Raw genomic sequence first — 19,539 nt, 5'->3', positions numbered from 1 at the left:
CAGACCCTATGAGGAGGCGGAGGCCGACGGGGCGTCACTCGGCGGAGTGCCCGTCGGGGCGCCGCTCGGGGCGCCGCTCGGGGCGCCGCTCGGGGCGCCGCTGGGGGGCGTACCGCCGCCGCCTCCGCCGCCCGCGCCGGTGTTCTCGGCGTCGGGGTCGACACCCAGGGTGATGGAGCCCTTGTAGCCCTTGGAGGGGTCGGCCTTGTGCACGGCCTTCAGGGTCAGCAGGCCGCTGGAGGTGCCGCCGCCGTCGTAGACCATGTCGTTGTCGAGGGTGGTGTAGCTGCCGGAGTGCTTGGAGTACGGCTCCAGCGTGAAGATCTCCTCGGCGATGTCGTCGGGGAAGAAGAGCTGGCCGGTGTAGTTGACCTTGCCGCCCTCGTAGGTGCCGTCCTCCTTCTGGCCGCCCGTGTGCACCTTGAGGTGGATGTGGCAGGTGCGTGGGGTGTACCAGCCGGGGAAGATCGTCTCGAACTTGACGACCCCGTTGGCGTTGGCGATCTGGTAGCCACGCAGGTAGGTGTCGTCGTCGGCGGTGGAGCCGTCCTCGCTCTCCGCCGGGGCCGAGCCGCCGGGGTTGGCGGTCGTGTAACCGGAGTAGTACCCCCAGGCGTCGCAGTGCCAGATCTCGACAGCGGCTCCGGAGACCGGCGTGCAGCCGTCGGTGGCGTCCACGACGGTGAGGCGCAGGGTCAGCGGCACACCGCTCTTGCCCTCGGTGATGTCCTTGCGCACCAAGGCACCGTCGAGGTAGTACGGCCCTTCCGTGACGCTCGTCATCAGCGTCATGCAGCTGCTGCTCGTGGAGGTCGCGGACGCCGACGCGCTCGCCTCGGCGTCCGCGGCCGTGTCGGCGAAGGCCGACTGGTACCCGACGACGGCGAGTCCGCCGGCCGCGACCGTGCCGCCGGTCACCGCGAGGGCGCGGCGCCGCGTGATCGTGGAGTCTGTGTGGTTTCCCGTCATGAACATGAACGTAGGAACGCCACCAGTCAGCGACATGGGGGAACGCTGAGAGCGACCTGTGAGTGCTGAGAAAGCTGAACTCCGGCTTCCCGGCGGCTCCTACCGGCCCTGACCGGCCGCGATCGGCCGCGATCGCCCCCCGCTTCGCTCCACGATCCGCCCGACGATCGGCCCCCGACCCGCCCGCCGATCCGTCAGACGCGTCGTCAGACGGCCATGAGAGGGGCGTCCTTGCGCCACTTGAGGATCTTGTCGAAGCTCACCACCGCACCGCTGCGCCCCGGCTTGTTGCCGATGTGGACGTGGTCGGCGAGTTCCTGGATGAGATAGAGGCCGCGGCCGTGCTCGGCGTAGGTGTCGCCGTGCGCGGAGCGGTCGACGCGCGGGGTGCGCCCACCGGCGAAACCCGGCCCCGAGTCGGCGACTTCGATGCGGCACTTCTCGCCGTCGAGGTAGGCGGTGACGCGGTACGCCTCCGAACAGCCGCCGCGCGCCGCTCCCCCGCCGTGCTCGACGGCGTTGGCACAGGCCTCGCTCAGGGCGACGGAGAGGTCGTAACAGACGTCGGGATCGACCCCCGCCGTCTCCATGGTGCCGAGCAGCAGGCGGCGGGCGAGCGGCACGCTCGCGGCATCGCGCCGCAGATGGAGTGACCACCAGATGCTCATGCTCCAGCCTCCAGGCCGCGGCTCGACATACCGATACGTATTGCCCCTCAAGACCCTGTGTAAGCGCGAATTCCACGTGATGCCGCCCATATGGGGGATGCCCGCGGCCCTGAAATCGGTGTATGTGGGACTCAGGGTCATCAGTCGTATCAGTCACAACAGAAGGTGATCTTCCGCATCGTACGGAATCTTGTGGACCTGCCGTATGGCCGCGGTGGGGCCAGTGCGATGATGACCCCGCCATGACTGCCCCCCACAGCGAGCGCTCAGGTCGCGACATACGGCTGCTGCGGGCCGCGGTGTTCGCCGCGGTCTGCGTCGTGCTGGCCGCTGCCGGGCACACCATGGCCTCCTGCGCCACGGTTCCGCTGTGGACGCTGGGCGCGGGATTCCTGGGCGCCCTCGCGGTCGTGGTGCCGCTCGCCGGACGCGAGCGGTCGCTGCCGGGCATAGCGGTGCTGCTCGCGGTCGGACAGACCGTGCTGCACACGCTGTTCGGGCTCGGCCAGCACACCGCCTCCGTCACCGCCTCCGCCTCCACCACGGCGTCGGCCATGACCGACGCCACGCTCGTCGCACGGGCGGCCCGGCTGGTGTGCGGGGCCACCGCGGCGGCGATCAGCCCCGCCCAGGCCCAGCGGATCCTCGTCGACGCGCGGCTCTACACGAGCGGCGACGGCGGCACCGCCGGGGGCGGTACGGACATGAGCGGCATGAGCGGGATGGGTTCCGCGCATCATCCCGCGGACGCCCTGACCACCGCCGGCACGCCGATGTCCCTGCTGCCGTCCCTGCCCATGCTGCTCGGCCACGTCCTCGCGGCCGTCGCCGCCGGATGGCTGCTGCGACGCGGTGACACGGCCCTGCTGCGGCTGCTCGCCCTGTCGGCCCACGGCGTCGCCGAGGGGGCACTCGTACGCTCCCTGCGCGGGGCGCTCGCACTGGTGCGCGCCCTGCTCGCCGGACTGCCCGCCGCGCCCGGGACGGGACCGCGCGTCCCGCGCACCGCCCTCCTCGCGGCGGCGCCCGCACCCCGGGCCGCCGCACTCCAGCACTCGGTGATCAGGCGCGGTCCGCCGGACGTATCCCTTCTCGTCCTCGCTGCCTGACACGACACGACCAGCACTCCACACCGGGGGGAACGGCCGCCGTCGTGCGGCACGCGCGCGTGCGCACATCCGTGCCCATGCCTCTCCCACCCGCAGATTCACTCAGAGTGGAGTGCTCGCTGTCATGAAGGCCTCTCGTATCGCCTCCCGCGTCGCCGCCGCCGCTGCCGTCGCCGGTTCCGCCGTTCTCGTCCTGTCCTCGCCCGCCTTCGCGCACGTCAGCGTCGCCGCCGAGGGCACCGCCGCCAAGGGCGGCTACGCGGTCGTCGACTTCAAGGTTCCCAACGAGCGGGACAACGCCTCGACCACCAAGCTCGAGGTCACCTTCCCGACCGACCACCCGCTGGCCTCCGCGATGCCGGAGCCGATCAACGGCTGGAAGATCGACGTCACCAAGTCGAAGCTCGCCAAGCCCATCGAGCTGCACGGCAAGCAGATCTCCGAGGCCGTCTCAAAGATCACCTGGACCGCCACCGGCAAGGGCATCGAGGCCGGCTACTTCCAGAAGTTCCCGGTCTCCGTCGGCGCGCTCCCCGAGGACGCCGACGAGCTCGTCTTCAAGGCGATCCAGACGTACTCCAACAAGGAGGTCGTGCGCTGGATCGAGGTCCAGGAGGACGGCGCCGAGGAGCCGGAGAACCCGGCCCCCGTGCTCGCCCTGTCCGCCGCCTCCGAGGACGAGCACTCGCACGGCACGGCCGCCGAGGACGCCTCCGACGAGCACTCCGACGACGCCGAGGCGGCCGCCTCGACGACCGAGGCCGCCTCCGACTCGGACAGCAGCGACACGACCGCCCGGGTCCTCGGCGTGGTCGGCATCGTCGTCGGCGCCGCCGGTGTCGCGTACGGCGTGCTCGCCGGCCGCCGTCGGACCACGACCGAAGCCTGAGCCCCACCCTCCGCGTCGGGCGGCCGTCGTCGCCCGACGCCTGCTCCTCGACGGCGCGCACCGGGCCGTACGCCCTGTCGTACCCCCCGCCACCCCCCGCCCCGTACCCCCGGTGCGCGCCGGAGTTCACACATCTGGGACATTTTTCTATGCGCAAGAAGACGTTCGCCGTGGCCGCGCTGCTGGCCGCCGCCACCCTCACCCTCTCCGCCTGCGGCAGCGGCGACAGCGGCAGCAGCCCCGTCGCCGTCGTCTCCGAGGACGGCAAGCAGCAGGCCGCGACCGTGCTCGACCAGCCCTTCCCCAAGCCCGACCTGGTCCTCACCGACACCCAGGGCAAGAGCTACGACCTCCGCAAGGAGACCGCGGGCCACCCGACCCTGATCTACTTCGGCTACACCAACTGCCCGGACGTCTGCCCGCTGACGATGAGCAACATCGCCGTCGCCAAGAAGCAGCTGTCGCAGGCCGAGCAGGACGAGCTGCGCGTCGTGTTCGTCACCACCGACCCGGACCGTGACACCCCGGCCGCGCTCGGGAAGTGGCTCAAGGGCATCGACCCGCAGGTCGTCGGCCTGACCGGGAAGTTCGCGACGATCCAGGCCGCCGCCCGCACCCTCGGCATCTCCGTCGAGGCACCGCACAAGGACAAGAACGGCAAGATCGTCTCCACCCACGGCACCCAGGTCGTCGCCTTCTCCCCGAAGACCGACGGGGGATACCTCCTGTACGGCGAGAGCGCCGACGTCGACGACTACACCAAGGACCTTCCCAAGATCCTCAAGGGCGCGAACCCGTGAGGCGGGTGACGCCCGCCGGGCCCGTGCGGCTGCTCGCCGTACCCACCGCCGTGATCACCGGGGCGGTGCTGCTGCTCACGGGGTGCGGGTCGGACTCCGACGGGCGGGCCGAACTGTCCGTCCGGGCCGCCTACATTCCGCAGCCCGTCTCCGACACCATGGCCGCCGGTTTCCTGACCATCGTCAACAAGGGCGGCACGAAGGACGAGCTGACCTCCGTCACGAGCACCGCGGCGGGCAGCGTCACCCTCCACGAGACCGTCGGGTCGTCCATGGAGGAGGTCACGTCCCTGGACGTGCCCGCGCACGGTGAACTCGTGTTCAAGAGCGGCGGAAACCACCTGATGTTCGAGAAGCTGAAGAGCAAGCCGGTGCAGGGCGGGACGGTGACCGTCGAGCTGCACTTCGCCGCGTCCGACCCCGTCGAGGTCGAGATGCCGGTGAAGTCCGCCACGTACACCCCCAAGACCGGCCACTGAGGGAGGGACCACCTTGACGCAGACCATCGCCCCCCGCGTCCGGATGCTCGTGCTGCTGTTCCTGGCGGTCACCGGTGCGCTCCTGGCCGGCGCCGGGCCCGCATCCGCGCACGCCGCGCTGACCGGCAGCGACCCCGCACAGGGGGTGGTGGTCGACAAGGCTCCCGCACAGGTGTCGCTGACCTTCTCCGAGACCGTCTCGATGAACGACGACTCGCTGCGCGTCCTGGACCCCAAGGGCGCCCGGGTCGACACCGGGAAACCGTCCGAGGTCAGCGGCACCACCTACGCCGTGCAACTGCACTCGGGGCTGCCCGACGGCACCTACACGGTGACCTACCAGGTGGTGTCCGCCGACAGCCACCCCGTCGCCGGCGCCTACACCTTCTCCATCGGCTCCCCCTCCGAGACCAGCGTCTCGGTGTCCGGCCAGGAGGCCGGCGGAGGCGTCGTCGGCTGGCTCTACGGCTTCGGCCGGTACGCGTCGTACGCCGGATTCATCGTGATGACCGGCGGAGCCGCCTTCGTGCTCGCCTGCTGGCGACGCGGCACCGGAGTACCGGCCCTGCAGCGGCTCGTCGTCACCGGCTGGGTAGCGATGGCCGCGGCCACCCTGTTCCTGCTCCTCCTGCGCGGCTCCTACACCGGCTCCGGCAAGCTCGGCGACGTCTTCGACCTCGACCTCCTCGGGGAGGTCCTCCAGACCAAGACGGGCGCGGCCCTGGTGTCGCGCCTGCTGCTGCTCGCCGCGGCCGCGCTGTTCATCGCCGTGCTCTTCGGCGCGTACGACAAGCGCGAGGGCGAGGAGAAGCGGGACCTCACCTTCGGACTCGCCATCGGCGGAACCGTCGTAGCAGCCGGACTCGCGGCGAGCTGGGCCATGGCCGAGCACGCCTCGACCGGACTGCAGCCGGGCATCGCGATGCCGGTCGACGTGCTGCACCTGCTGGCGGTCGCGACCTGGCTCGGCGGACTCACCACCCTTCTCGTCGCCCTGTACCGGGCGCCCGCCGACCGGCCCGTCGAGGCCCCCGCGGCGCGCCGCTTCTCCCGGCTGGCCCTCGGCAGCGTCTGTGTCGTGGCCGCCACCGGCACCTACCAGTCCTGGCGCCAGCTCGGCTCCTGGTCGGCCCTCACCGACACCGGCTACGGCCGGCTGCTGCTCGTCAAGATCGGGCTCGTGGCGCTGCTGGTCGGCATCGCGTGGATCTCGCGGCGGTGGACGGCACGGCTGGCCGACACGACGACCGAGGAAGCGGTAACGAAGTCCGCACCCGAGAAGGAGCACGTCACGGCGTCGGCCGGGACCACCGACACCGCCCAGCAGACGTCCGGCGACGCCGAGGCCGGTTCCGGAAGCGCCAAGCGGGCCGCGCAGCTCGCCCGGCAGCAGGCCGCCGTCGACGCCACCCGGCAGAAGCGACTGCGGGACTCCGACGCCCACCGCATCGGCCTGCGCCGCTCGGTGCTCGCCGAGGCCGGCGTCGCCGTCGTGGTGCTCGCCGTCACCACCCTCCTGACGTCGACCGAACCCGGCCGCACGGAACAGGACGCCGCCGCGGCCAACCGGGCCTCGTCCTCGTCCTCCTCCTCGTCCTCCGCGGGGGACTCCGCGTCGGGCGCCCTGACGCTGGACATGTCGTTCGACACCGGCGGCACGGACGGCAAGGGCGTGGTCAGCGTCGACCTCGACCCCGCGCGCACCGGCGCCAACGAGATTCACGTCTATGTGACCCGGCCCAACGGCCGCGCCTTCGACGTGCCCGAGGTCAAGGTCGCCTTCACCCTCGAGGCCAAGGACATCGGGCCGCTGCCCGTCGTCCCCGACCACATCACCACCGGCCACTGGTCGGCCACCGGGGTGCAGATCCCCATGGCCGGCGAGTGGGAGATCTCCGTGACCGTGCGGACCTCCGACGTCGACCAGGTGACCGTCTCCAAGAACGCGCAGATCGGCTGAACCGCACCATGCCCGACCAGTCCATTCCGCAGTCCCTCCCCGAGGCCGGCCCGCCCGTGGATGCAGTAGAGGGTGCCCCCTCGGCCGCCCCCTCCTCCGAAGGGGGCTCCGAGGGGCTGACCCGGCGCAGGCTGCTCGGAACCGCCGGTGCCACCGGTCTCGTGCTCGGCGCGGCCGGCGGGGCCGTCGGCTACACGGCCGCGCCCTCGCAGGCGACACCGCTGTCCTCGATCGGCGCCGGCGAGGCGATGTTCCACGTGAAACATCAGCCGGGCATCACCCAGGGCCTCCAGGCCCGCGGCCATCTCGTCGCCTTCGACCTCGCGGCCGGAGCGGGCCGTAAAGAGGCCGCCGCGCTGCTGCGCCGCTGGTCGCAGACGGCCCGGCGGCTGATGGCGGGCGAGGCCGCCGCCACCGACGACACCGACGTGGCCCGGGACGCGGGACCCTCCTCGCTGACGGTCACCTTCGGTTTCGGCAACAGCTTCTTCGCCCGCACCGGCCTGGAGAAGCAGCGCCCGGTCGCCCTGGACCCGCTCCCCGACTTCTCCTCCGATCACCTCGACAAGACACGCAGCAACGGCGACCTCTGGGTGCAGATCGGCGCGAACGACGCCCTGGTCGCCTTCCACGCCCTGCGCGCCGTCCAGAAGGACGCGGGCGGAGCGGCCAAGGTCCGCTGGCAGATGAACGGCTTCAACCGGACGCCCGGCGCCACCGCCCACCCCATGACGGCCCGCAACCTGATGGGTCAGATGGACGGCACCCGCAATCCCAAGCCGGCCGACTCGGACTTCGACCAGCGCATCTTCGTCCCGTCGGACAGCACCAAGGACCCGGCCTGGATGGCCGACGGCTCCTACGCCGTCGTACGCCGTATCCGCATGCTCCTCGACGACTGGGAGAAGCTGTCGGTCACGGCTCAGGAGCAGGTCATCGGGCGACGCAAGTCCGATGGGGCCGCGTTGTCCGGGGGCACCGAGACGACCGCGATGGACCTGGAGAAGACCGACGCGAACGGCGATCTCGTCGTCCCCATCAACGCGCACGCCCGTATCACCCGCCCCGACCAGAACGGCGGAGCGGCCATGCTGCGGCGGCCCTTCTCCTACCACGACGGCATCGACCCGGACGGCACCCCGGACGCGGGCCTGCTGTTCGTCTGCTGGCAGGCGGACCCGCTGCGCGGCTTCGTCACCGTGCAGCGCAAGCTGGACCGCGGCGACGCGCTGTCGAAGTACATCCGCCACGAGTCGAGCGGTCTGTTCGCGGTACCGGGCGGGGCAGCGGAAGGCGAGTACGTCGGCCAGCGCCTGCTGGAGGCGTAAGACCCGGGGGCTTCGAGTCCGGGCGTCACGCCGGGGGTTCTGGGGGTTCCGGCACCCGACGGCTGGGTGCCAAAGGCCGGGGCGCCCTGGGCCGGGGCACCCAAAGGCCTGGTCGCCCGGAAGCGGGGGCACCCGGGAGCCGGGAGCTCGGGAGCGGCAGCACCCGGGAGCCGGGAGCTCGGGAGCTCGGGAGCGGGAAGTTACGCCTGCTCGGGCGGATTCATTCCTGCGTGGGGCTGTCCTGAGACGCGTGCCCCTGCCTCGGCAAGGGCCATTAGGGTGAGGTCATGCCAGCGAGCTATGCGTATCTCGGCCCCGAGGGCACCTTCACGGAGGTCGCCCTGCGCACGCTTCCGGAGGCGGCCACCCGGCAGCTGATCCCGTACGTGTCGGTGCAGTCCGCGCTCGACGCGGTGCGCATCGGCGAGGCCGAGGCCGCCTTCGTGCCCATCGAGAACTCCGTCGAGGGCGGGATCACCACGACCCTGGACGAGCTGGTCGCGGGCACACCGCTGATGATCTACCGCGAGGTGCTGCTGTCGATCACCTTCGCGCTGCTGGTGCGGCCCGGCACGCAGCTCACGGACATCAAGACGGTCTCCGCGCATCCGGCCGCGCAGCCGCAGGTGCGCAACTGGCTGAAGGCGAACCTGCCGGAAGCCGTCTGGGAGTCGGCCGCCTCCAACGCGGACGCGGCCCGGCTGGTCCAGGAGGGCCGTTACGACGCCGCCTTCGCGGGCGAGTTCGCGGCCGCCCGGTACGGGCTGACGGCCCTGGAGACCGAGATCCACGACGCCGAGAACGCCCAGACCCGGTTCGTGCTGGTGGGCAGGCCCGCCCGGCCCGCGGCGCCGACCGGCGCGGACAAGACGTCCGTCGTCCTGTGGCAGCGCGACGACCACCCCGGCGGCCTGCGCGACCTGCTGGGCGAGTTCGCCACCCGGGGCGTCAACCTCATGCTGCTCCAGTCACGGCCGACCGGCGCCGGTATCGGCAATTACTGCTTCTGCATCGACGCCGAGGGGCACATCTCCGACCGTCGGATGGCGGAGGCCCTCATGGGGCTGAAGCGGATCTGCCGTGAGGTGCGCTTCCTGGGCTCGTACCCGCGTGCGGAAGTGAGCGTGGCGGATGTGGCGGCCCCCCTGCGCGGGACGTCGGACGGGGAGTTCGTGGCGGCGGCGGACTGGGTGGCGCGCTGCCAGGACGGCCGGTTCTAGCAGCCGTTCCGGCCGGTCCTATCTGCACATCTTCGTTATCCACAGAAGTTATCCACAGGCTCGCTTCTCGACCTGGGGACAAGTCGACAACGAAGTGCCATCCAGTCGACAAATCGCCCTACAGCACCCCACCGCGACCCCCACGCGCCGGGTCACCCTTCGTCCACCTGTTTCCTTCGATCAACCCCCTGAGGCGATCCTTTTCCACCCGAAAGTGGGTTGGGACCAGGTTTGGGCAAGGAATTACCCACCCCGCTCGGCGGTATCGGAATGATCCATTCCAATGTCCACAGATCTTTCGCACAGCCTGTGGATAACCCTTTCGGGAGCGTGGGCGCCTGTGGACAACGCCTCTCCCAAGTCCCCTCTCCCGCAAGGGAATCGGGTCAACGAGACGCCCGCCACATGCCCCGTCCCAGGGAGTGAGACACTTTATATTGACACGTTGGGCAATTCGCTCATAACGGAACGTAAGCCATGATTCGGAACGGCGCACGCATCGCGCGGAATGGTGTCGTGAGCCGCAACCCCGCACGGGTAGCCTTGGCCGCGTGATTGACCTTCGCCTGCTTCGTGAGGACCCCGACCGTGTGCGCGCTTCCCAGCGTGCCCGTGGAGAGGACGTCGCGCTCGTCGACTCCCTCCTGTCCGCCGACGAGCGACGCAGGTCGTCCGGCGTCCGCTTCGACGAGCTGCGCGCCGAGCAGAAGTCGCTCGGCAAGCTCATCCCCAAGGCCGCCGCGGACGAGAAGGCCGAGCTGCTGAAGAAGGCGAGCCAGCTCGCCGCCGACGTGAAGGTCGCCGACGCCGAGCGCGCCGCCGCCGACACCGAGACGCAGGAACTGCTCCAGCAGCTCAGCAACCTCGTGCACCCGGACGTGCCCGTGGGTGGCGAGGAGGACTTCGTCACCCTCGAGACGCACGGCACGATCCGCGACTTCGGCGCCGAGGGCTTCGAGCCCAAGGACCACCTGGAGCTCGGTCAGATCCTCGGCGCGATCGACGTCGAGCGCGGCGCGAAGGTCTCCGGCTCCCGCTTCTACTTCCTCACCGGCATCGGCGCCCTGCTCGAGCTGGCCCTGGTCAACGCGGCGATCGCGCAGGCCACGGCCGCCGGCTTCACGCCGATGCTCACCCCGGCGCTGGTCCGCCCGCAGTCCATGGCGGGCACCGGCTTCCTCGGGCAGGCGGCCCAGGACGTCTACCACCTCGACAAGGACGACCTCTACCTGGTCGGCACCTCCGAGGTCGCCCTCGCCGCGTACCACATGGACGAGATCATCGAGGCGGACCGCCTGCCGCTGCGCTACGCGGGCTTCTCGCCCTGCTTCCGCCGCGAGGCCGGTTCGCACGGCAAGGACACCAAGGGCATCTTCCGCGTCCATCAGTTCGACAAGGTCGAGATGTTCTCGTACGTCACGCCCGAGGACTCGCAGGCCGAGCACCAGCGTCTGCTGGCGTGGGAGAAGCAGTGGCTGTCCTCGCTGGAGCTGCCGTTCCGGGTCATCGACGTCGCCTCCGGTGACCTCGGCTCCTCGGCCGCGCGCAAGTTCGACTGCGAGGCGTGGATCCCGACGCAGGGCAAGTACCGCGAGCTGACCTCGACCTCGGACTGCACCGAGTTCCAGTCCCGCCGGCTGTCGATCCGCGTCCGCGAGGGCAAGCAGGTCCGTCCGCTGGCCACGCTCAACGGCACGCTGTGCGCCGTCCCACGGACGATCGTCGCGCTCCTGGAGAACCACCAGCAGGCGGACGGTTCCGTGTACGTGCCCGAGGTGCTGCGCCCGTACCTCGGCGGCCGGGAGATCCTGGAGCCGGTGGCCAAGTGACCGCCGCGTTCCCCTACCGCCTGGTCGCGACCGACCTCGACGGGACGCTGCTGCGCTCCGACGACACGATCTCGCGGCGCACCCGTGACGCCCTCGCCGCGGCCACCGCGGCGGGCGCAGCGCACATCGTGGTGACGGGCCGCGGGGTCAAGTGGACCCGGCACATCCTCGACGACCTCGGCTACGACGGTCTCGCGGTCTGCGGCCAGGGCGCCCAGGTCTACGACGCCGGCGCGCACCGCCTGCTGACCTCGGTGACCCTGGACCGACAGCTGGCCGGTGTGGCGCTGGCCAAGATCGAGGCGGAGGTCGGCCCGCTGTACCTGGCGGCCAGCCGTGACGGCCTCGACGGGGATGTGCTGGTCGGCCCCGGTTACGCGGTCACCGGCGCCCTGCCGTCGACGCCGTTCACGGATGCGTCCGACCTCTGGTCCGCCCCGCTGAGCAAGATCTACATACAGCATCCCGAGCTGTCGGACGACGCGCTGGCCGCGGCGGCCCGGCGGGCCGCGGGCGGCTTCGTCACGGTCGCCATGGCCGGCGCGGGCATCGTGGAGCTGCTCCCGCTGGGCCTCTCCAAGGCCACGGGCCTCTCCCTGGCGGCCCGTCGCCTCGGCCTGAAGGCCGCCGACACGATCGCTTTCGGCGACATGCCCAACGACATCCCGATGTTCGCCTGGGCGTCCCGCAGCGTGGCCATGGCCAACGCCCACGAGGAACTGAAGGCCGTGGCAGACGAGGTGACCGCCTCCAACGACGACGACGGCATCGCGGTGACCCTGGAAAGCCTGCTGCCCGCGTAGACACCCGGGGCCCGGTGACCGCCGTCAGCGGCGGCTCGGGCGCCCGGCTGCGCGAGCGCCTCATCCCGGCCCTTCGCCGCAGGCGATCAGGGACCCGGGGAACTGCGCGACAGCCACGGCGCACCCGCACTGCTTCCAGCACCAGCGCGCACAGCAGGCTCCCGCACGCACAACACGCGCGCGCACGTACACGCAGGCGCGCACGTACAAGCAGGCCCGCACATGCACTTACGCACGCACGCGAAACCGGACGGAGTGCCACACGCCGAGCGCCGAGCCCGGCGCCCCGCGCAACTCCCGCCCAGTCCCAGTGACAACGCCTCGCGGAGGATGCACGGATCGAACGTGCGCGGGGTCGCCCCCGACCACGGCTTAGCAAGCCGGTGCCTTGCCTCTCGGCCAATCCTCCGGGTGGGCGGCCCACGCGAGAGCGACAATCGCGTGCTCGAAGCGGCCGCCCCGGGCAGCTCCCCAGTGCGGAACGGGTTCGACGGAGGGCTAACTACTCCGGAACCCGCCCCTGGCTGCCCTGAAGGGAACTCGACGGACTGTCGTGCAGGGACATCGTCGAGCTCCTCCCAGTCTGTGGCACCGGATCCCTTCCGGCCCCGCGGGTACAACCACTGTGCCCGCGGCAGGAGTTGGGCGCCACCGAATAAAACACCCGTGCGAGGGCCGGGGGTCGAGGGACGGCTACCGGCGGCGCCACCTGCGTCGGCGGGCCTTGCTGAAGAACCAGCCCGCGGGCGGGTCGTCGGAGCGCCAGGGCTGCGGCTCGGGCTCCTCCGCCCGCCAGCGTGCGGCCAGCATCCGGGCCCGGGCGGACGGTTCCGACGTGTCGGCGGCCCGTACGAAGTCCTCGTCCAGCACGAGGTCGTTCCACACCTCGTCCTCGGACCGCTCGCGACCGCCGCTCTCCGGATCGTCGTCCGCCATCCCGCCCTCCCCGCCACGTCCGTTCCGCCCAGTGTGCCGGGGCGCAGATGAAGCCACTGTCAAGAACGGCCGCCCCGCACCCCGGCAGGGTCACTCCTCGCCGGCGAGCGTCAGCGCCCGCAGCTTCTGTCCCGCGTACCAGCTGGCCAGCACGGTCACCACGACCAGCAGCACCGTCGCCGTGGTCAGACCGACGTCCGAGGTGACGAGGTCACCGCCCGCCACCTTGTGGGCGACGGCCAGCGACCACTGCTGGACGCTGAGCGTGCGCGCACCCGGTACCAGGGAGCCGAACAGGGCCTCCCAGACGAGGGCGTAGACGAGGCCGAAGACCACCGCGTGCCGGGACACCGTGCCCAGCAGCAGGAAGACCGCCGCGTAGGCGATGGAGGAGACCAGCGCGGCCACCGTGTAGGCGACGGCGATCTGCTGGCCGTTGCCGTTGAGGATGAAACCGGCGATGAGCGTGGGCAGCGCCGAGAACACCATCGTCACCGCGACCGCCACGATCAGCTTGGTGAAGATGATCGTCGGCCGCTTCAGCGGCTTGGACAGCAGGTACACCACGGAGCCGTCGTCGATCTCCGGGCCGATCGCACCCGTGCCCGCGATGACGCCGATGATCGGCACCATCGTGGCGAGCGCGAGCCCGCCGAGCAGGTCGGACGCCGTCTGGTCGTCGGCGCCGGCGAGGCCGCGCACCACCACGGAGATGGCGATCAGCAGCAGGGGCAGGGCGCCCAGGATGAGGGCCCGGCGACGGCCGAGCAGGGCCCGGTAGGTGAGCCGGGCGACTGTGGGGTCGTACATCAGGGCCTCCTACGCCGCGACCAGATAAGAGAACACGGACTCGAGGGACTCGTCGGACGGCGAGACCGTCAGCAGCCGGATGCCGTGGTCCCTGGCGACCCTCGGCAGCAGCGCGGTGAAGCGGCCGAAGTCGACGGCCTGGATCCGCAACGCGCCCTCGGCAAGGTCGACTTCGATGCCGGACGTCGACGGGTCGGCGATCAGCGCGGCCGCGAGTGCGCGGTCGTCGCTGGAACGCACCAGGTAGCGGTGCGGGCGGTCGGTCATCAGACGGCGGATCCTGCGGAAGTCGCCGCTGGCCGCGTGCCGGCCCGCGACGACGACCTCGATGTGCCAGGCGAGTTGCTCGACCTCTTCGAGGATGTGCGAGGAGAACAGCACGGTGCGGCCCTCGTCGCCCATGCGCCGCAGCAGGTCCATCAACTGCATGCGCTGGCGCGGGTCCATACCGTTGAAGGGCTCGTCGAGCAGCAGCAGCGACGGGTCGTGGACCAGGGCGGACGCCATCTTGACGCGCTGGCGCATGCCCTTGGAGTACGTGGAGATCTTGCGGTCCTGCGCGTACTCCATCTCGACCGTGGCCAGTGCCTTCTGTGCGGCCTTGGCGCCCAGGCCGTGCAGTTCGGCGTTGGCGACGACGAATTCGCGGCCGGTGAGGAAGTCGTACATCGCCTCGCGCTCGGGGACGATGCCGATGTGCCGGTAGATCGCCTCGTTGCGCCAGACCGGGCTGCCGTCGAGGGTGACGGTGCCGGTGGAGGGGGCCAGGAAGCCGCCCATCATGTTGATGAGGGTGGACTTTCCGGCGCCGTTGGGGCCGAGCAGGCCGGTGACGCCGGGGCCGATGGTCATGGTGATGTCGTTGACGGCGACCACGTTGCCGAACCAGCGGGAGACGTGGTCGATGCTGAGCGTGGTCACAGTCCGACCCTTCGGTAGCGGCGCATCAGGAGGCCGTAGCTCGCGGCGATGAGGCCGAGGACGGCGAGGACGTAGACGACGCCCTCCCCGTCGGAGGGGCCGATCCCGCCGGGGAAGGCGGAGGTGGCGCCCAGGAACGCGGACTGCACGCCGTCGATGAGGGTGACCGGCGAGAAGAGGCCGATCCAGGGGATGGAGCCGGTGCTGTTCTGCGCGTCGGCGATGGCCTGGAGCGTGGAGACGGCGCCGTAGGAGATGGTCAGGACGGCGATGACGGCGGCGATGCCGAAACCGCGTCGCGGGGTCACCGAGGCGATGACCAGGCCGAGACCGGCGAAGAGCAGCGAGAGCAGGGCCACGGAGACGAGTCCTTGAGCGAATCCCTTGGTCTGGTCGGCGAAGTCCAGCTTGGCCAGCAGCGCGCCGATGTACAGCACCAGCAGCGGGGCGGCGGTCAGGACGAAGAGCGCCGAGGCCAGCGCCGCGAACTTCGCGCGTACGTAGTCCGCGGTCTCGATGGGCCGCGAGAAGTACAGCGGCACGGTCTTGAAGCGGAGGTCGCGCGAGACGGACTGGGGCGCCTGCGAGGCGACGTACAGGCTGATGACGGCCTGCATGATGATCGCGTAGCGCGTGTAGCCGACCGGGAGTTCGTCGGCCTTCGTGGCGACCGCGACGGCGACCATGATGGCCGCGGGTACGCACATCACCACGAAGAGCAGCATCGGCAGCACCTTGGACTTCACCGAGCGGCCGAGGCCGTAGGCGCCGCGCAGGGACTGCGAGTAGAGGGAGCGGCGGGCGTAGGCGCGGCCCAGCCGGGGGCCGTCGTAACTGCGGTAGCCGATGTTGTGGATGCGGGTCTGGTCACCCGAGAGGGCGGTGACCGGGTGTTCAACTGCCATGGCCGACGGCCTCCTTCCGCTGCTGGTCGTTGCTGGCGTCGCTGTCCGTGAAGACCTCGGAGATGTGGTGCCTGCGCTGTTCCATGCGCACCAGGCCGAGGCCGAGGTCGGCGACCACGTCCCGGACGACGTCGTAGGTGTCCTCGCCCTGCGCGGTCAGCAGCAGGACATGGCCGGCTCCCGGCAGGCCGCTGTTGCCGTCCAGGACGTCCACTCCGCGCGCGTGGAGCGCTTCGCGGACCGCGCGGGTGCCGTCCGGGTGATCGTCGGTGTCGGTGACCTCGATCGCGAGGGTGGTGGTGGTCTGGGTGAAGTCGGTGGTGGAGCTGGAGCGCAGGAGCTTGCCGCCGTCGACGACCACCACGTGGTCGCAGGTGCGCTCCAGTTCGCCCAGCAGGTGGGAGGTGACCAGGACCGAGATGCCGAAGTCGGTGTGGATGCGGCGGATCAGGCCCAGCATCTCGTCACGGCCGACCGGGTCTAGGCCGTTGGTCGGTTCGTCCAGGAAGACCAGCTGCGGGTCGTGGACGAGGGCCTGGGCGAGCTTCACGCGCTGCTTCATGCCGGTGGAGTAGCCGCCGATGGGGCGGTAGCGCTCCTCGTACAGGCCGACATGGCGCAGCGTGTCCGCGGTGCGCTCTCGCGCGGCGGTGGGCGGCAGGCCGGACATGCGGGCCATGTGCACGACGAACTCGGTGGCCGAGACGTCGGGCGGCAGGCAGTCGTGCTCCGGCATGTAGCCGACCCGCTCGCGGATGTCGGCGCCCTTGCTCGCGACGTCGAGGCCGAGCACCTCGGCTCGGCCCTCCGTGGCGGGCGACAGACCCAGAAGGATCTTGATCAATGTGGACTTGCCGGCCCCGTTGGCTCCGACGAGGCCGGTCACACCGGGCCCGACGTCCACGGAGAGCCGGTCAAGAGCGGTCACCCGGGGGAACCGCTTGCTCAGGCTTTCGGTCGCGATCACAGTCACGTCATCGAAATTAGTGACGCACGCCACGAAAATCGTCAGACCTCAGAGCCGTCTTCGCATCAGACCTCAGATGTACGGGTCCGTAGGGGATGCCATGCCTGAGAGCTACGGGGGCGGCGACGGCGGGTTTTCCACAGGCCTCGCACCCCCTATTGACGCCGCCTCTAACAACTGTCACATTCGGCGATGTCAGGTTACGGGCACGTAGCGCAGTCGACGGGGACTGGCTGGGACGGGGTGGCATGACGACGGCACCGACGGCAGGGACACGCGAACTCTCCGCCGAGCTGCGGGGATTCCGGCGGGTGCAGCGGCTGGCGTACGACTGCGCGCAGGCCGTGGCCGCCGGACTGCGACCGGGGGTGACGGAGCGCGAGGCGGCGCGGATGCAGCGGGAGTGGCTGCGCGAGCGGGGCGTGCGCGACTGGTTCCATCTGCCGTTCGCCTGGTTCGGGGACCGCACGGCGTTCACCGGCTTCCGCTTCCCGTTGCAGTTCTTTCCCACCGACCGACGGCTGGAGCCGGGGATGCCGTTCATCCTCGACCTGGCCCCGGTGTACGAGGGGTACACGGCGGACATCGGCTACTCGGGCGCGCTCGGGACCCATCCCGTCCAGGAGAGGCTGATGGCCGACCTCGCGGCACACCGGGAGCTGATCCTGCGCGAGGTGCGCGAGCGGCGTTCGCTGCGCGAGATCTACGCCGACGTGGACCGCCTCATGGTCCGCCAGGGCTACGCCAACCGGCATCGCGCCTATCCCTTCGGTGTGATCGCGCACAAGGTGGACCGGGTCAGGGAGCGCCGCTTCTCGCCCCGGCTGTTCGGGTTCGGCACGCAGTCCCTCAAGGGGCTGGTGTCCGACGCGCTGCACGGCCACCGGGAGGGCTGGTCGCCGTTGTGGTCGCCGTACCGCTTCTCCGACCATCCGCCGCGGCCGGGCCTGTGGGCGGTCGAACCCCATCTCGGGTTCCGCGGCACGGGCGCGAAGTTCGAGGAGATCCTCGTCGTCACGGATTCCGCGGATCCCGAGGAGAGCGCGTTCTGGCTCGACGACGATCTGCCGCATGTCCGGGGCTGGGCGGGCACAGGGGCGACAACGGACACGGCGGGGAAGGCGGAGCGGAAGTGACGTTGCCAGAGGGTGCGCGTGAGCGGCGGGTGCGGACCGGCGGGATCGAGCTGTGCGTGGCCGAGCTGGGGGACCCGGAGCGGCCGACGGTCGTCCTGGTGCACGGCTATCCGGACAGCAAGGAGGTGTGGTCCGAGGTCGCGTCCCGGCTGGTCGACCACCACGGGTTCCATGTGGTGCTGTACGACGTCCGGGGGCACGGCCGTTCCGGCGCGCCGAAGCCGCTGCGGGGCGGGTTCACCCTGGAGAAGCTCACGGACGACTTCCTGGCGGTCGTGGACGCGGTCAGCCCGGACCGGCCGGTGCACCTCGTGGGGCACGACTGGGGCTCGGTGCAGTCCTGGGAGTTCGTCACCGTCGAGCGCACCAGGGGACGCATCGCTTCCTTCACGTCGATGTCCGGGCCGTCCCTCGACCACTTCGGCCACTGGATCAACAAGCGGCTGACCAGGCCGACTCCGCGCCGGGTCGGCCAACTCCTCGGCCAGGGTGCCAAGTCCTGGTACGTGTACCTGCTGCACACCCCCGTCCTGCCCGAACTGGCCTGGCGCGGACCGCTCGGCAGACGCTGGCCCGGCATCCTGCGACGGATCGAGAAGGTTCCCGCCGGCGACTACCCGACGCCGTCACTGTCCTCGGACGCGGCGCACGGAGCCTGGCTGTACCGGGACAACGTCCGGCCCCGCCTGCGCCGGCCGCGTGCGGACGCGCACGCCCACGCGCCCGTGCAGCTCATCACGCCGTCCGGGGACCGGTTCCTGTCGGAGCGGCTGTACGACGAACTGGAGGACTGGGTGCCGCGGTTGACCCGGCGCACCCTCCCGGCCGGGCACTGGATCCCGCGCACCCGGCCCCACCGGCTCGCCTCCTGGATCGACGACTTCGTCCGGTCGGTCGAGGGGGAGCGGACGCCCGAAGCGGCGGGAGAGACCCGCGGGGACGGCGTGGACGGGCCGGTGCGCAAGGCCGCCGCCGGCCGGTACGCCGAGCGCTTCGGCGGTCAGCTGGTGCTGGTCACCGGTGCGGGCAGCGGCATCGGGCGGGCCACGGCGTTCGCCTTCGCCGAGGCGGGCGCCCGGGTGATCGCCGTCGACCGGGACGCCGAGAGCGCGGCCCGCACCGCCGAGTTGTCGCTCCTGGTCGGCGCGCCCGAGGCGTGGGCGGAGACGGTGGACGTCTCCGACGAGCAGGCGATGGAGAAACTCGCGGCGAAGGTCCACGCGGAGCACGGTGTGGTGGACGTGCTGGTGAACAACGCGGGCATCGGGCTGTCGGGTTCGTTCTTCGACACGACGCCCGAGGACTGGCGCAGGGTTCTGGACGTCAACCTGTGGGGTGTCATCCATGGTTGCCGTCTCTTCGGCAGGCAGATGGCCGAGCGCGGGCAGGGCGGCCACATCGTCAACACCGCCTCGGCGGCCGCCTACCAGCCGTCCAAGGCGCTGCCCGCCTACAGCACCTCCAAGGCGGCGGTCCTGATGCTGAGCGAGTGCCTGCGCGCGGAACTGGCCGACCAGGGCATCGGCGTCACGGCGATATGCCCGGGCCTGGTGAACACCAACATCACCGCCACGGCGACCTTCGTGGGAGTGGACGCGCAGCAGGAGCGACGCCGCCAGAAACGCTCCACGCGCGTGTACGGGCTGCGGAACTACCCGCCGGAGAAGGTCGCGGACGCCGTACTGCGGGCGGTCGCGCTCAACAAGGCGATGGTTCCGGTCACTCCGGAGGCGCGGGGCTCGTATGCGCTGGCGCGTTTCCTGCCCAGGGCGTTGCGGGCGCTGGCGCGGGTGGGACCGCCGCTGTGAGC

The 19,539-nt window shown here is 70.9% G+C and carries 18 protein-coding genes and 1 tRNA gene; 11 read left to right on the top strand and 8 right to left on the bottom strand.

The window, feature by feature from the left end; all coding sequences use genetic code 11:
• Positions 1 to 6: 6 nt before the first annotated feature.
• Positions 7 to 975: an intradiol ring-cleavage dioxygenase gene (locus ASD48_RS37680; protein ID WP_199876169.1), complete on the bottom strand. Its 969-nt coding sequence runs from the start codon at positions 973 to 975 to the stop codon at positions 7 to 9.
• Between the two features lie 200 nt (positions 976 to 1,175).
• On the bottom strand, positions 1,176 to 1,637 hold the full coding sequence (locus ASD48_RS37675) for an ATP-binding protein (RefSeq protein WP_057606372.1): 462 nt from the start codon (positions 1,635 to 1,637) through the stop codon (positions 1,176 to 1,178).
• A gap of 242 nt (positions 1,638 to 1,879) precedes the next feature.
• Between ASD48_RS37675 and ASD48_RS37670 the strand changes: the two genes are divergently transcribed.
• From ASD48_RS37670 to ASD48_RS37630, 9 genes are all read left to right on the top strand, one after another.
• Positions 1,880 to 2,746, top strand: a complete 867-nt coding sequence (locus ASD48_RS37670) for a hypothetical protein (protein ID WP_057606371.1) — start codon at positions 1,880 to 1,882, stop codon at positions 2,744 to 2,746.
• Positions 2,747 to 2,870: 124 nt separating this feature from the next.
• Positions 2,871 to 3,635: a YcnI family protein gene (locus ASD48_RS37665; protein WP_057606370.1), complete on the top strand. Its 765-nt coding sequence runs from the start codon at positions 2,871 to 2,873 to the stop codon at positions 3,633 to 3,635.
• Positions 3,636 to 3,784: 149 nt separating this feature from the next.
• Positions 3,785 to 4,435 carry an SCO family protein gene (locus ASD48_RS37660; protein WP_057606369.1) on the top strand — a complete coding sequence of 217 codons (651 nt, stop codon included), beginning with the start codon at positions 3,785 to 3,787 and terminating at the stop codon, positions 4,433 to 4,435.
• 5 nt (positions 4,436 to 4,440) lie between these two features.
• Positions 4,441 to 4,914 carry a copper chaperone PCu(A)C gene (locus ASD48_RS37655; protein ID WP_079074235.1) on the top strand — a complete coding sequence of 158 codons (474 nt, stop codon included), beginning with the start codon at positions 4,441 to 4,443 and terminating at the stop codon, positions 4,912 to 4,914.
• Between the two features lie 13 nt (positions 4,915 to 4,927).
• On the top strand, positions 4,928 to 6,874 hold the full coding sequence (locus tag ASD48_RS37650; RefSeq protein ID WP_057606368.1) for a copper resistance protein CopC: 1,947 nt from the start codon (positions 4,928 to 4,930) through the stop codon (positions 6,872 to 6,874).
• Positions 6,875 to 6,882: 8 nt separating this feature from the next.
• Complete coding sequence (gene efeB, locus ASD48_RS37645) at positions 6,883 to 8,202, top strand: iron uptake transporter deferrochelatase/peroxidase subunit (protein WP_057606367.1); 1,320 nt, start codon at positions 6,883 to 6,885, stop codon at positions 8,200 to 8,202.
• A 287-nt stretch (positions 8,203 to 8,489) separates the two neighbouring features.
• A complete protein-coding gene (gene pheA, locus ASD48_RS37640; protein WP_057606366.1) occupies positions 8,490 to 9,422 on the top strand; it encodes a prephenate dehydratase in 933 nt (310 codons plus the stop codon).
• Positions 9,423 to 9,973: 551 nt separating this feature from the next.
• A complete protein-coding gene (serS, locus tag ASD48_RS37635) occupies positions 9,974 to 11,251 on the top strand; it encodes a serine--tRNA ligase (RefSeq protein WP_057606365.1) in 1,278 nt (425 codons plus the stop codon).
• The gene (locus ASD48_RS37630) at positions 11,248 to 12,054 is read left to right on the top strand and encodes an HAD family hydrolase (protein WP_057606364.1); all 807 of its coding nucleotides are present in this window, start codon (positions 11,248 to 11,250) and stop codon (positions 12,052 to 12,054) included. The genes serS and ASD48_RS37630 overlap by 4 nt, the downstream gene beginning before the upstream one ends.
• A gap of 324 nt (positions 12,055 to 12,378) precedes the next feature.
• Here ASD48_RS37630 and ASD48_RS37625 read toward each other — a convergent pair.
• The 6 genes from ASD48_RS37625 to ASD48_RS37600 all read right to left on the bottom strand — a co-directional run bounded on the left by ASD48_RS37625 (position 12,379) and on the right by ASD48_RS37600 (position 16,593).
• A tRNA-Ser gene (locus tag ASD48_RS37625) sits at positions 12,379 to 12,463 on the bottom strand.
• Positions 12,464 to 12,747: 284 nt separating this feature from the next.
• Complete coding sequence (locus ASD48_RS37620) at positions 12,748 to 12,990, bottom strand: hypothetical protein (protein ID WP_057606363.1); 243 nt, start codon at positions 12,988 to 12,990, stop codon at positions 12,748 to 12,750.
• Positions 12,991 to 13,080: 90 nt separating this feature from the next.
• Positions 13,081 to 13,800 (bottom strand): ABC transporter permease, encoded by a 720-nt coding sequence (locus ASD48_RS37615; RefSeq protein ID WP_057606362.1) that lies wholly within the window; start codon positions 13,798 to 13,800, stop codon positions 13,081 to 13,083.
• A 9-nt stretch (positions 13,801 to 13,809) separates the two neighbouring features.
• Entirely contained in the window at positions 13,810 to 14,721 is a 912-nt protein-coding gene (locus tag ASD48_RS37610; RefSeq protein ID WP_057606361.1) for an ABC transporter ATP-binding protein, read from the bottom strand.
• Positions 14,718 to 15,626 (bottom strand): ABC transporter permease subunit, encoded by a 909-nt coding sequence (locus ASD48_RS37605; protein ID WP_057606360.1) that lies wholly within the window; start codon positions 15,624 to 15,626, stop codon positions 14,718 to 14,720. Before ASD48_RS37605 ends, ASD48_RS37610 begins: the two co-directional genes overlap by 4 nt.
• Positions 15,616 to 16,593 carry an ABC transporter ATP-binding protein gene (locus tag ASD48_RS37600; protein WP_057606359.1) on the bottom strand — a complete coding sequence of 326 codons (978 nt, stop codon included), beginning with the start codon at positions 16,591 to 16,593 and terminating at the stop codon, positions 15,616 to 15,618. Before ASD48_RS37600 ends, ASD48_RS37605 begins: the two co-directional genes overlap by 11 nt.
• 248 nt (positions 16,594 to 16,841) lie before the next feature.
• Here ASD48_RS37600 and ASD48_RS37595 point away from each other — a divergent pair, with 248 nt between their 5' ends.
• Both ASD48_RS37595 and ASD48_RS37590 read left to right on the top strand, forming a co-directional pair.
• Positions 16,842 to 17,729 (top strand): M24 family metallopeptidase, encoded by an 888-nt coding sequence (locus ASD48_RS37595; protein ID WP_057606358.1) that lies wholly within the window; start codon positions 16,842 to 16,844, stop codon positions 17,727 to 17,729.
• Positions 17,726 to 19,537: an SDR family oxidoreductase gene (locus tag ASD48_RS37590; RefSeq protein ID WP_057606357.1), complete on the top strand. Its 1,812-nt coding sequence runs from the start codon at positions 17,726 to 17,728 to the stop codon at positions 19,535 to 19,537. The genes ASD48_RS37595 and ASD48_RS37590 overlap by 4 nt, the downstream gene beginning before the upstream one ends.
• Positions 19,538 to 19,539: the final 2 nt, after the last annotated feature.

This window comes from Streptomyces sp. Root1310 (assembly GCF_001426425.1).
Taxonomy (GTDB): domain Bacteria; phylum Actinomycetota; class Actinomycetes; order Streptomycetales; family Streptomycetaceae; genus Streptomyces.
The sequence above is the reverse complement of the archived record's forward strand: the minus strand, read 5'-3'. Positions and strand labels throughout refer to the sequence as shown.